Source organism: Pedobacter jeongneungensis, assembly GCF_039538295.1.
In the GTDB taxonomy this organism is placed as follows: Bacteria; Bacteroidota; Bacteroidia; order Sphingobacteriales; family Sphingobacteriaceae; genus Pedobacter; species Pedobacter jeongneungensis.
This window is the reverse complement of record NZ_BAABBY010000007.1, coordinates 299092-312554: the sequence shown is the minus strand read 5'-3', so window position 1 is coordinate 312554 and position 13463 is coordinate 299092. Positions and strand designations below refer to the sequence as shown.

Genomic DNA, 13463 nt, shown 5'->3' with positions numbered 1-13463 from the left:
ATTTAAATAGTTAAACTAAAGTAATTTTTTTAATTTAAAAACAGAATAAATGGAAGTTAAATTATTTCAACACAGCGGTTACCTTTGTTAGTAACGCATCGGCCCACTGGCCGTACATTTTGCCGCTTGGGTGCAAACCGTCGCCCGCTACTAAAGCAGGGTTGGTAGACGCATTTCTGGATGCAGATGTAATATTAGTATAGCTTACACCTGCTGCAAGCGTGATTTCCTGATTTGCAGCATTAAAACTATCAATTTCGGCTGCAATGGTTTCTGGATTTCTTCCTGAGTTTTTACCAAAGGGTGTAGCACCCCAATCGGGAATAGAAACAACAAAAACCTTCGTCTTATCGCCACCTGCAAATGCAATTGCCGTTTGTAACAATTCTGCGAACTCTTTTTTGTACGTGCTGATCGGATAACCACGATACTGATTATTTACCCCGATTAAAAGCGTAACAAAGCTATAGGTTTGGGTTAATTTTTCCTTTTTAATGGCTGCCTGAAGTTCATCAGTGGTCCAGCCAGTAGTGGCAATAATTTTTGGGTTGGCCACATTGCTGCCTTTAGCTTTTAATAAATTTTGAAGCTGGTACGGGAACGATTCTGCCTGTTTTACAGATTCGCCAATGGTATAAGAATCGCCAAGGGCGAGATAAGTGAAATTTCCTGTTCCGTTTGATGGATTTATGGTTTGATCGGTAACCGGCTCGTTAATCATGGGGGCTTGTTTTGTACAGCCCGAAGTTAAGAAAGAAAATAAAAAGAGGTTCAATAAAATCTTCATGGTTTAATCTACGAAGTAGCCTTAAACTTAGTTTTATTGCACTCTAAATCAGCTTCATTTTAAAAAGACCGGCAATATGGTTTTTTAATCGTTCTTTTACTTCCTCTATATCCATTTGATAACCAAGCTCATTTGCCAAAGAGGTAACCGCTTTATCATCAATGCCGCAGGGAACAATATTTTTGAAATAACCGAGATCTACATTTACATTAAAAGCGAAACCATGCATGGTAACCCAGCGACTGCAGCGTACGCCCATGGCGCAGATTTTACGTGCTTTTTCATTATCGGCATCTAACCAAACACCAGTGTAACCAGGATAACGACCTGCTTCGATCCCATAATCTTTTAAAGTAAGGATTACCGCTTCTTCCAGCATACGCAGGTAGAGATGGATATCGGTAAAGAAATTATCAAGATCAAGAATAGGATAGCCTACAATCTGCCCCGGACCATGATAGGTAATATCGCCACCGCGGTTAATTTTATAATAAGTAGCATGTTTATCTTTCAAACCCTGCTCATCCAGCAATAAATTTTCAGGATGACCACTTTTACCTAAAGTATAAACATGCGGGTGTTCGCAAAAAATAAGGTGGTTTGGGGTAGGGTTTTGGGTATTGTTAACACGGTTTGCTGTTTTAATGGCTACCGTTTTATTCAGTAAATCTTCCTGTTTATCCCATGCTTCCTGGTAATCGGTTAAGCCCCAGTCAGTAAAAATGGTTGGTTTTAAATCTGCTGCAATTTCTTTTTCTGCTGTCTCGTTCATCACTGTATATTTTTAAGAATTGCCCGTTACATAACCTAACATGTAGCCATCTTTGGTTTTAAAATAATTTACGCTGAGCTCGCGGGTGCCATTAGGGAGCTCAACAATTGCATTTAAAGAACCTTCACTTTTGAGTTTAAAAGGTTTAATGTGGATATGCTGTTTAAATTCAAGCCCCTTTTTACCATGCCATTTGTAAATCGCCTCTTTGGCACACCAGGCCACATACAAACCTTCGGTATTATCACCAATCTGTTTCTGGGCAAGTTCTACGTCGCTCAAAAACTTATGTTTTATACTTTTTATTTTATGTTTGATCAGTTCGATATCCACCCCCACAGGATGGTCTTTGCTAATCATTACTGCCGCATAATCGTAAGAGTGGCTTAAAGAAATGTGGTAATCAAAATTAACCAGATAGGGTTTACCATGCTCATCAAACTGGCAATCGATATATTCTGTGGTGTTAAGCATTGTTCTCAACAGCAACCTTGTGCTTAGCCAATGCAGAAGCCTTTTACCGCTGTTTAGCGAGGAAATGATATCGCGCTCATGCTGCTTAAGCTGCAGTCCGGCCAACAATTCTTCTTCCGTTTCCTCAATTTTCCAGATGGCTAAAACAGAATGCTGATCAATATTTTTGTTGTAAACGATTGGCATTGATTAAATTGGAGATTACATGCAAAATTATCTTAAATAAATGATAATTTAGGCCAAAAATACGCATAAAAATGATATTATCTGATAGCAGGATATTAGAAGAAATTGAGAAGGGTACAATCATCATCGAGCCTTTTAAACGCGAATGTTTAGGCACAAACTCGTATGATGTTCATTTAGGGAAATACCTGGCCACCTATAAAAGCCGTGTACTCGATGCTAAAGCGCATAACGAAATCGAACATTTCGAAATTCCTAAAGATGGCTTCGTTCTTCACCCTGGGGTGTTATATCTGGGCGTAACGTTAGAATATACCGAAACACACAAACACGTTCCTTTTTTAGAAGGAAAAAGCAGTACCGGCCGTTTAGGAATTGATATCCACGCCACTGCAGGTAAAGGTGACGTAGGCTTTTGCAACACCTGGACGCTGGAAATATCAGTAGCGCAGCCTGTTAAAATTTATGCCGGAATGCCGATTGGGCAGCTGATTTATTTCGCAGTTGAAGGCAATATCGAAACCATGTACAACTCGAAAGGAAACGCCAAATACAATAATAAAACCACCAGGCCGGTAGAAAGCATGATGTGGAAGAATAAGTTTTAGGGATTGGTTAATTGTATAAATTGGTTAACTGCATTGCTATAATTGCCCGATTGTTGTATTGCTTTATTGTAATTGCTAAAACCTTAATTTTCTTAACTTCTTAATGGTCGGATAATGCGTTAACTGTATTTTTGCGATTGCTAAATTGTTGTATTGCTTTATTGTGATTGCTAAAACCTTAATTTTCTTAACTTCTTAATGGTCGGATAATGGGTTAACTGTATTATTACAATTGCCCGATTGTTGTATCGCTTTATTGTGAATTGCTAAAACCTTAATTTTCTTAACTTCTTAATGGTTGGGTAATGGGTTAACTGTATTATTGCAATTGTCGGATTGTTGTATTGCTTTGTTGTGAATTGCTATACCCTTAATTTTCTTAACTTCTTAATGGTCGGATAATGCGTTAACTGTATTATTATAATTGCCCGATTGTTGTATTGCTTCATTGTGAATTGCTAAAACCTTAATTTTCTTAACTTCTTAATGGTTGGGGAATGGGTTAACTGTATTATTGCAATTGCCCGATTGTTATATTGCTAAGCCAATCGCTATGTTTTGGATATTGTGATTTGAGCATTGGTAATTGAATTGTAATTTGCAAACCACCAACTGCAACTCAGCGTTTATCTTTATATCTGCGGGAAAATATTGATTGCCTGAAAACTGCCAATTGCCAACCGAAACTCCCAACCCCACGCTCCCAACTAAATTTCACGGTAACTTCATAAAAGTATGCAGGAGGTTTTGTACCTTGAGGCTTATTTATTTTACCTAACCACATGAAACCCAGAATTATTCTCGCACTCAGCTTTGTCTGTTTATTAATCGGCTTTACCGCATTTAAAATGGACGATGATCCCTTTAGTCAGCTCTTACAAAAATTCGAAGATTACACCAGCAAATATCCCCAGGAAAAAGTCCACCTTCATTTAGATAAGCCTTATTATGCCATTGGTGACGACATTTGGTTTAAAGCGTACGTGGTAAACACTAAAACTTCCGAACCATCAAACATCAGTAAAATCCTTTATGTAGAGCTGATTAACGAAAAAGATTCCCTTAAAAAAATGGTTAAACTGCCTATTATGGGTGGTATCACATGGGGCGATTTTAAGCTTACCGATTCGCTTGGCGAGGGTAATTACCGCATCAGGGCATACACCAATTATATGCGGAATTTTGGTACAGAATTCTTCTTCGATAAAACAATCAAGATTGGAAATAGCTGGGCTAACAAAGTTTTTACAAAAACCTCCTACAACTTTACAAAAGAAAACAACACTGATAAAGTAACGGCTACCGTTCACTTCGAAGATAAAAATGGCGTGGCTTACAGCGAAAATGATGTAAGTTATGATGTGCAGCTGGATTATCGTTCGGTTGCCAAAGGAAAAGCCAAAACCAGCCAAACCGGCGATGCGGTGATCAGTTTCACCAATAATCAGTCTTTCCAGAACAAATCGGGGAAGATTGTGGCCACCATTACGCTGGATAATAAACAAAAAGTAATCAAATCAATCCCGATTACTTCAACCTCGAATGATGTAGATGTTCAGTTTATGCCAGAGGGGGGATCATTAATAGAAGAGCTGCCTCAGAAAGTGGCCTTAAAAGCGGTAAATTCTAATGGCAGGGGAGAAGATGTTGAAGGTATGATTGTAGATGAGACGGGAAACGAAGTAACCAATTTTGCTACCAGTTACCTTGGTATGGGGAATTTTGTTTTTAACAGCCAGGCTGGAAAATCATATTCAGCAAAGATTAAATTTAAAGATGGATCGCAAAAAACCATAAAGCTTCCTGCATCCGTTAAAAGTGGTTATACCATTTCCGTAAATAGCCTCGATACAGGTAAAGTAGTGCTTAAAATTATGAGCAGTGCCGATCTGGTTAATGGCGAAGAACTAAAAGTGGTGGCACAGCATGGCGGCAATGTATATTATGTTTCGAAAGCGAAAATGGACAAACAGGTACTGGTGGCTAATATCCCTAAAAAGAATCTGCCTGCAGGTATTGTTCAGTTTACTTTGTTCTCTGGCAGTAACCAGCCAATTGCCGAACGCTTAATTTTTGTAAATAAAAAATCCGACCTGATCGATTTATCACTCAATTCAGCTCAGGTTGCAACCACTAAAAGAGGAAAAGCCAGCTTTGCTTTCGATGCGGCTAATAACGGTCAGCCGGTTTTGGGTAGTTTTTCAGTAGCCGTTACCAATGCTAGTAAAGTGGCTCCGGATGAAGATAACGAATCAAATATCCTTACTTCCCTGTTGCTTACTTCCGATCTGACCGGGTATGTTGAAAAACCTAACCATTATTTTCTGAAAGATGATCTTCAAACCCAAAAAGAATTGGATAACCTGATGCTTACCCAGGGATGGAGAAGGTTTATCTGGAAAAATATCATCAATAATGTAGGCCCGAATATTACTTACCAGCCCGAACAATCGATTACCATTAGCGGAACCATAACCAAAGGTAATAAACCAGTTCCCGGTGGAAAAGTGATGTTGATGGCAACAAAGGGCACCATGTATATACTGGATACGGTGACTAATGCTGAAGGAAAATTTGTTTTCGATAACCTGAGTTTTGGCGATAGTACAAAGTTTGTGGTGCAGGCCAGGACTAAAACAGAAAGGAAGTTTGTAGATATTAATTTAGATATAGTTCCCGGACAAATTGTAACCAAAAATAAAAACGGTGCAGATATCGACATCAATGTGAACAACACCCTGATGAAATACATTAAAGAAAGCGACAACTATTTTAATGAGATGACGCGTTTAGGACTGCTTGAAAGAACCATAAAATTAGAAGAGGTTACCATTACCGAAAAGAAAAATCCGGCTAAAAACTCATCGAACTTAAATGGTGCAGGCCGGGCCGATTATGTAATGACGGCCGATCAGTTATCAACCTGTGTAACTTTATCACAATGTTTACAGGGGCGTTTACCAGGCGTAATTTTTAGAGGCAACGTACCTTATTTAATGCGTAGCCAAAACACTCCGGTTCAGATTATTGTAGATGGAATGCAAATGGAGGCCGATTTTCTGGATAACGTTATTCCATCAGATGTTGAAACCATCGAACTGTTAAAAAGTATTGGCAACACCGCAATTTATGGTTCGCAGGGTAGCGGCGGGGTAATCATTATCACTACCAAACGCGGCGATGGAGGCAGAAGTACCAACCGTTACGCACCGGGCATTGTAACCTTAAACCCTAAAGGATTTTCAGTTTCCAGAGAATTCTACTCTCCGAAATATGATTCAGCAAGCTCAGCCAGCAGAGCCGATTTAAGAACAACCATTTACTGGAATCCACAGGTGGTTGCAGATAAAGACGGAAAAGCCAAGTTCGAATTTTACAATGCGGATGAACCTGGAAACTACCGGGTTGTAATTGAAGGCATCGATGCTGCGGGCCATTTGGGCAGAAAAGTTTACACTTATGATGTTAAATAGCAAAAAATAGATAAATTTGAATTAGTATGCATGCATAATTATATTTAGCATAATTGTCTTGATACCCAATACCTGAATCCTGATACCCGATACTTGAATCTCAATACTCAAATCTTGATACTCAATACTCGAAATCTCGATACTTAATACTTGGACCTTGATACTAATTACAATATGAATACAATAAAAGTAAGTGTTAAAGACCGTTTAGCAACCATTACCTTAAACCGGGGAAAATCAAACGCATTAAACCGCGAACTGATTACTGAACTGGATGATATGCTTAAAAATATTGCCGCCGATGATAACATTGGCGGCGTAATTCTAACCGGAACAGCACCATTCTTTTCTGCAGGGTTAGACCTGGTAGAGCTTTATAATTATAACGAAGAAGAAGCAAAATCGTTCTGGGAATTGTTTTTAGGCTTCACAGCCAATATGGTTTCCTTTAAAAAGCCAATGGTAGCTGCAATTAGCGGGCATAGTCCGGCAGGTGGTTGTGTAATGGCCTTAGCTTGCGATTACCGCATTATGGCCGAAGGCCAGTATATCATTGGCTTAAACGAAGTTCCCGTAGGTATTATCGTTCCCAACAGTATTTTCCAGTTATATGCTTTTTGGATTGGCAAAGCCGAAGCAACCCGTAGTTTGCTTTCGGGTAAATTGTATAATCCCGAAGAAGCTTTAAAGGCAGGTTTGATAGATGAGCTGGTAAAGAACGAAAGTTTATTAACGGCGGCCGAACGCAAGATTAAAAAATTTATGGAACAGGAAAGTAATACCTGGTCGCAAAGTAAACTGAATATCCGCGAAGAACTTATTGCTGCTGCATCTGCTGATCAATCTGCTGCTTTAGAAAAAATGTTGGCCCAATGGTGGTCACCGGCAACGCGCCATATTTTACAAACCATTTTAGCTAACCTACAGAGAAAGTAGTTTTCAGTTAACAGTTTTTAATTGACAGTTCGTAGCTGGCAATCCGCTATGAACAGTTAACCAGTTTAAACAATTAACCGATTAACCAATCTCAACCATTAACCAATTTCACAATTAACCAAAATACCATGTTCAATTATAATTCACCAATGCTCAGAGAAGATGCTTTAAAAGGAAAAACCATTGTAATTACAGGCGGTGGAACAGGATTGGGAAAAGCAATGGGTGTTTATTTCCTGAAGTTAGGGGCTAATTTAGTAATCACCAGCCGTAAGCAGGATGTACTACAAAAAACCGCCGGTGAAATGGAAGAAAAAACCGGTGGTAAAGTATTGGCAATAGCCTGCGATGTGCGGGAGGTTGAACAGGTAGAAAATGTACTCGCCAAAACCTTGGAAAAGTTTGGTTCAGTAGATGTATTATTGAATAATGCTGCGGGTAATTTCATTTCCCCAACCGAGCGTTTATCTGCAAATGCATTTTCATCTATTATCGATATCGTATTAAAAGGAACCGTTAATTGTACACTTACTTTCGGTAAACACTGGATCAAGGAAAAACAGGCTGCAACCGTTTTAAATATCATTACCACTTACGCCTTTACAGGCTCTGCGTATGTAGTGCCATCTGCCTGTGCAAAAGGTGGTGTTTTGGCTTTAACCCGATCATTAGCCGTTGAGTGGGGTAAATACGGGATCCGTACCAATGCCATTGCACCAGGCCCATTCCCAACCAAAGGCGCATGGGAGCGTTTATTACCTGGTGATTTAGCCAAAAAATTCGACTTTAAAAACCGTGTGCCTTTAAAAAGGGTTGGCGATCATCAGGAACTGGCTAACCTGGCTGCTTTTCTGGTAAGCGATTTCTCCGGATACATCAACGGGGAAGTAATCACCATTGATGGTGGCGAATGGTTACAGGGCGCCGGTCAAATGAACGGATTAGAGGCTATTCCAACCGAAATGTGGGATATGCTGGAGCAAATGACGAGAAGCGCCAAATGAAGTAAAATGTAAAATGGATGATGGAGGGATTTCCAGTCGCTTAGCACATTGTCTATCTTACATTTTCCCTCTTCCATCTTTTTCCATTTTCCCTCTTACATTTTTATTTATCTTTGCCACATATGAATATCTTACTTTTAGGTTCAGGCGGCAGAGAAAGCGCATTCGCTTGGAAAATGAGCCAGTCTTCGCACTGCGATAAACTAATTATTGCTCCGGGAAACGGCGGTACAGGAGCATATGGTACTAATATCAACATCAATGTGAACGATTTTGATGCCATTAAAAAAGTGGTGCTTACCGAAAACATCGAGCTGGTTGTGGTTGGGCCTGAAGAACCTCTGGTAAATGGTATTCATGATTTTTTCCTTGCTGATAAAGCAATTGCACACATTCCCGTTATCGGACCTAAAAAAGAAGGTGCTATTTTAGAAGGAAGTAAAGATTTTTCTAAGCAATTTATGGAGCGTCATGGTATTCCAACCGCGGCTTCAAAATCTTTTACCCCCGAAACTTTGGAAGATGGTTTGGCTTACCTTCAAAACCATGCATTACCGGTTGTTTTAAAAGCTGATGGTTTAGCGGCTGGTAAAGGTGTATTGATCTGCACCGAAACTATTGAAGCACAGGAAGAATTAAAACTGATGCTTGGCGGTAAATTTGGTGCAGCTGGTGCAACCGTGGTTATCGAAGAGTTTTTAAGTGGAATTGAACTTTCGGTGTTTATTTTAACCGATGGCGAAAATTATATCACTTTACCTTCGGCTAAAGATTATAAACGTATTGGCCAGGGCGATACGGGCTTAAATACAGGTGGTATGGGCTCGGTTTCTCCGGTTCCCTTTGCTACGCCTGAGTTTTTGGCTAAAGTAGAAGAACGCATTATTAAGCCAACGGTAGAAGGTTTAAAGAAAGATAATATCGATTATACCGGATTTATCTTTTTCGGGTTGATTAAAGTTGGCGAAGAGCCATTTGTGATAGAATACAACGCACGTATGGGCGATCCTGAAACAGAAAGTGTAATTCCAAGGATAGAAAACGATCTGGTAGAACTGTTTTTAGCAACCGCAAATAAAAAATTGAACGAAGTGAATCTGGTCATTTCTGACCAGACTGCTGCTACGGTTATGATTGTTGCAGGTGGTTATCCTGGCGACTACCTTAAAGGTAAAACCATAAGTGGAATTGAAAACCTGCGCCACTCTAATGCTTTCCACGCCGGAACACTTTTAGAAAACGATGTGGTAAAAACCAACGGTGGCAGAGTAATCGCCATCACCAGTTTGCAGAAAGATTTATTTACGGCCCTACAATCGGCAACTGCCGATGCCGGAAGAATTTATTTCGACGGTAAATATTTCAGGGAAGATATAGGCTTTGATTTAATTTAAGTCAAAAAGCATACATAAAAAGAAACCCGCTGATTTTAATAATCAGCGGGTTTCTTATTTTCTGTTCTATTGCTTAACAGCTAATTCTTATTTCGATTTACTTCCCAATAATTCCTGAAGTTTATCCTGTAAAGCTTGTTCTCTTAATCCCTTGGCAATAATTTTACCTGTTGGATCAATTAAGAAATTAGCAGGAATTGATTGGATACCGTACATCCTGGCAACCTCATTGTCCCAAAATTTTAGATCAGAAACATGCGTCCAGGTTAATTTATCGTCAGCTATTGCCTTTAACCAGGCGTCTTTTTTACCAGGACGGTCTAATGAAACACCTAATACGGTAAAGCCTTTATCTTTAAATTTATTATAAGCAACTACTACATTTGGGTTTTCCTGACGGCATGGACCACACCATGATGCCCAGAAATCAACCAGAACATATTTACCTTTAAAATCTGATAATTTTACTGCTTTTCCGGCGGTATCAGTTTGGGTAAAATCCATTGCCATTGCACCAACTGCTGTTTTTCTTCCCGCGTCGAATATATTGGCAATTCGTTTACCTGTTGCTGTTGCTTTTAGTTCGGGTGATAATGAAACAAAAGCTTTTTCTGCTGCCACTGCCTGATCAGGATCAGAAGCCAACTGGCCGATTGCACTTAAACTGATGTAAGATTTTGGGTTGCTGTTTGCATATTGAAGCAATAAAGGAGTCATTCCTGCAGCTTCTTTTTCGTAACGTTCTCCCAAAGCTCCCATAAGCGCTTTATCTTTTTTCTGCTCCGGGGTGTAAGCTGCATATTCTGCATTAATTGCTGCAAGCTTATCGGCAACAGGTTTGGTTAAGGTTTTTAATTTTTTAGAATCATCGTTTACCACAGAACCTGTAATGGTTGCGTTTTTTAAAGAATCGTTAGCGGTTATTTTAATGGCTCCCGGTTCCAAATAAAGTGATAGGGCATCTAATATTTCACCTTGTGCCGGGCGCTTCACAAAAGGGTTTTTGTTTAAATACAGGCCGCCCTGTGTCGGGTCGGTTACCGTACCTTTAAATGCAAAAACACCATTTGCCACTGTTGTAGAATCGGTAACATTTTTGCCATCGCCTTGATAAATCAAATAAACCTTATCTCCGGTTTTTAATCCTTTTATATTGCCATTAACTGTAAATGGCTTTTGGGCAAGTGCTGCAAGCGGCAATAAGGCCATTGCAGATAATAATATTTTTTTCATGGGGGTTAGTTATCGTTTTTCAAATATAGGAATCTGTACCGCTTTAACGTAAATTGCTGTGTAAAATTATGATATATTCTTTTATTATAGCGTAGCCTTTATTTTGCTGATTTCCAACTTAATATTTTATACTGACTACGCTTTTGGTTCTCTAATCCGCCATAAATAAGTGTTTTTTCTGCCTTTTTTGGACTTGTAATCATTTCAAACTTATTCATGTTTTTAAATAAGTCGGAAGTAATTGTTTGTGTAGCCTTTATTTCAAATACATTGAACCCCTCATCTGTTGGTTGAAGCAGATCTACTTCGTTGGCATGGCTATCTTGCCAAAAGTAATATTCATTATTTAAGTAGTTGTGATAATTTTGTTTTTGGAATTCTGCGATTACCATATTCTCAAAGATGTTTCCTTTTAGCCTGTTTCTTGATAGGGCTTCGCTGGTTTTGATTTTTAGTAAATGGCATAATAATCCTGAATCGTAAAAATAAAGTTTAGGTGTTTTTATTAAACGTTTATTAAAATTTTCATGATATGGCTGCAGTAGGTACACAATATAAGTGCTTTCCAAAAGAGAAAGCCAGTTTTTTGCCGTTGGCTGTGATATATTAGAGGCATTAGCCAGTGCGCTTAGGTTAATTAATTGACCAGCCTGGTTAGCACATAACCCGATAAATGTTCTGAATGTTCTTAAATCTTTGATATTTAAAAGCTCAGTAACATCTTTTTCTACATAGGTTTGTATATAATTGGAAAAATACACATTAGGTTCTATATTACGATCGTATATAGCAGGGTAAAAACCTTTAATGCAGGCCTCAGCATATGAATCCTCAACTAAATTGCTGGCCTTGAGTTCAGATAAATCGAAAGGTAAAAGTTCAAATAATGCTACCCTTCCTGCAAGACTTTGTGTGATGCCATGCATTAAATGAAAATTTTGTGAACCCGATAAAATAAATTGTCCCATTATTTTAGATTCATCAACTATGCCCTGCAAATAGGAAAAGAGTATCGGAACCCTTTGCACCTCGTCAAAGATCACCTTATTATTATATTCACTTAAAAAACCATTAGGGTCTTCGGTTGCAAAAGCCCTAACATCCGGGTTTTCTAGCGAAATGTATCTGTAATCACTAAATATATTCTTTAACAATGTAGTTTTTCCTGATTGCCGGGGACCAGTAACAGCAATAATAGGGAATTTGCTTTTTTGCTGTTCAATATGTTTGCTTATATGTCTTTTAACTAATTGTTGCATAGCTAGTTATTTTATACAATATTACAAAAAAAGCAACTGATATACAACTCTCACTTTGAAATTACACAGCTTTCATTTTGAAATTACACAACCTACAATTTGAAATTACACAGTTTCTACTTTGAAATTACACAAACTTAATTCAGTTTCTGATAAGTCCGCCACCACAAATCGGGCATTTCGCCATTAACCGCGGTTTGGTAATCATCATACCTGCAGGGCACAAGGTGATAACGTTCATTTTTGGTTTGTCCTGAGGGATAAGGAACCTGCATCCACCAACGGTCTGATTTTTTACTTTTTACAAACATCATTTCTCCCGAACCATCCTTTAAGCTCGTGCGGTAAATCATAAACTGCGATTTCGGTGTTAACGGAAAATCTTTTTTACGGGCATAAAAACCTTCTACAAAATACCATACCATTTGTGCCAGTAAGAAAGCGGTTTGTCCGTTGTTGTCATAAGCCGGATTAAATTCGTAAAACCCAATTGAGGTTAGTTTATCGTTCATGCCTGCATAACGCACAATGCGGCAGGCTTCTTCACCATCAAAACCGTTTGGCGTAGTATTGGCATTTGCAGCAGCATCAGCAGAGCGGATGGCACCCATATCAAAACTGATCATATTTGCATTTCGGATAATGGGTTCTGTTAACGTAATATCCTGTGCAAACTCGCCCAAACGGTGCACATCGAAATATAACTTATCCATTACGCTCAAACTTTCCTGGTTTACAAAATAAGTCTGGTAACCTACATTGCTAAAGTTGAAGAGGTAATTGGGCTGGTGCAGAAAAATCTTGTTCAGGTAACAATCCGATCGGGTAGCAATACCTTCATGGTCATCGTCGCCGATATCAAACTGGTTATCAATAACAACCAGGTCTACTTTCTGCTCTAAATCTTCATAACCGAGGTACTGGCCGTAGGTTAAATCCTGTCCGCCGCCAATAATAATAGGAATAATGTCTTTTTTAATCAGTTCAGAAACCACCATTTTAATGGCGATATACGTATCAGCAATGGTTGCGCCGTGTTTGATATTCCCTAAATCTACAATCCTGCTGTTAAAAGCGCCTTCGTTGAGTTTGTAAAATTTCTCCCTGAAATAATCCGGAGCCAGGGCAGTACCTTCATTATTAACCGCACCTCTTCCGTCAAGCACCCCAAAAATGGCTAGATCATAAGTATTTTCCTCAAAATCAGGAAACGATTCTGTGTAGATATGTGCTTTTAAACCCAGCTGACTTGTAAAAAATCCTTGCTTAGGCGTAAAACTATCGGGGTTAATGGGGGAAAAGAAATCCGTTAATGACATATATTTAAAACTCTCGGC

Annotated in this window: 11 protein-coding genes; 5 read left to right on the top strand and 6 right to left on the bottom strand. The window is 38.9% G+C overall.

Features of this window, described 5'->3' with window-relative positions:
- Positions 1-61 precede the first annotated feature (61 nt).
- From ABD769_RS15560 to ABD769_RS15550, 3 genes are read right to left on the bottom strand one after another with little or no spacing between them, the layout of a single operon-like run.
- Positions 62-787 (bottom strand): SGNH/GDSL hydrolase family protein, encoded by a 726-nt coding sequence (locus ABD769_RS15560; RefSeq protein ID WP_344852317.1) that lies wholly within the window; start codon positions 785-787, stop codon positions 62-64.
- Positions 788-830: 43 nt separating this feature from the next.
- Entirely contained in the window at positions 831-1559 is a 729-nt protein-coding gene (gene lipB, locus ABD769_RS15555; RefSeq protein ID WP_344852316.1) for a lipoyl(octanoyl) transferase LipB, read from the bottom strand.
- 12 nt (positions 1560-1571) lie between these two features.
- Positions 1572-2219 (bottom strand): 4'-phosphopantetheinyl transferase family protein, encoded by a 648-nt coding sequence (locus tag ABD769_RS15550; RefSeq protein ID WP_344852315.1) that lies wholly within the window; start codon positions 2217-2219, stop codon positions 1572-1574.
- A 71-nt stretch (positions 2220-2290) separates the two neighbouring features.
- Between ABD769_RS15550 and dcd the strand changes: the two genes are divergently transcribed.
- The 5 genes from dcd (at position 2291) to purD (ending at position 9634) form a co-directional block, all read left to right on the top strand.
- Positions 2291-2827: a dCTP deaminase gene (dcd, locus tag ABD769_RS15545; protein ID WP_025143422.1), complete on the top strand. Its 537-nt coding sequence runs from the start codon at positions 2291-2293 to the stop codon at positions 2825-2827.
- Positions 2828-3609: 782 nt separating this feature from the next.
- Positions 3610-6300 carry a carboxypeptidase-like regulatory domain-containing protein gene (locus tag ABD769_RS15540; RefSeq protein ID WP_344852314.1) on the top strand — a complete coding sequence of 897 codons (2691 nt, stop codon included), beginning with the start codon at positions 3610-3612 and terminating at the stop codon, positions 6298-6300.
- A gap of 174 nt (positions 6301-6474) precedes the next feature.
- Positions 6475-7236, top strand: coding sequence for an enoyl-CoA hydratase/isomerase family protein (locus ABD769_RS15535; protein ID WP_344852313.1), 762 nt, complete (start codon positions 6475-6477; stop codon positions 7234-7236).
- Between the two features lie 128 nt (positions 7237-7364).
- Positions 7365-8240 (top strand): SDR family oxidoreductase, encoded by an 876-nt coding sequence (locus ABD769_RS15530; RefSeq protein ID WP_344852312.1) that lies wholly within the window; start codon positions 7365-7367, stop codon positions 8238-8240.
- A 122-nt stretch (positions 8241-8362) separates the two neighbouring features.
- Positions 8363-9634 (top strand): phosphoribosylamine--glycine ligase, encoded by a 1272-nt coding sequence (gene purD / locus ABD769_RS15525; RefSeq protein ID WP_344852311.1) that lies wholly within the window; start codon positions 8363-8365, stop codon positions 9632-9634.
- Between the two features lie 87 nt (positions 9635-9721).
- Here purD and ABD769_RS15520 read toward each other — a convergent pair whose 3' ends face one another.
- From ABD769_RS15520 to ABD769_RS15510, 3 genes are all read right to left on the bottom strand, one after another.
- Positions 9722-10867 carry a redoxin domain-containing protein gene (locus ABD769_RS15520; protein ID WP_344852310.1) on the bottom strand — a complete coding sequence of 382 codons (1146 nt, stop codon included), beginning with the start codon at positions 10865-10867 and terminating at the stop codon, positions 9722-9724.
- Between the two features lie 98 nt (positions 10868-10965).
- A complete protein-coding gene (locus ABD769_RS15515; RefSeq protein WP_344852309.1) occupies positions 10966-12126 on the bottom strand; it encodes an ATP-binding protein in 1161 nt (386 codons plus the stop codon).
- A 137-nt stretch (positions 12127-12263) separates the two neighbouring features.
- Positions 12264-13445 (bottom strand): formimidoylglutamase, encoded by a 1182-nt coding sequence (locus tag ABD769_RS15510; protein WP_344852308.1) that lies wholly within the window; start codon positions 13443-13445, stop codon positions 12264-12266.
- Positions 13446-13463 lie beyond the last annotated feature (18 nt).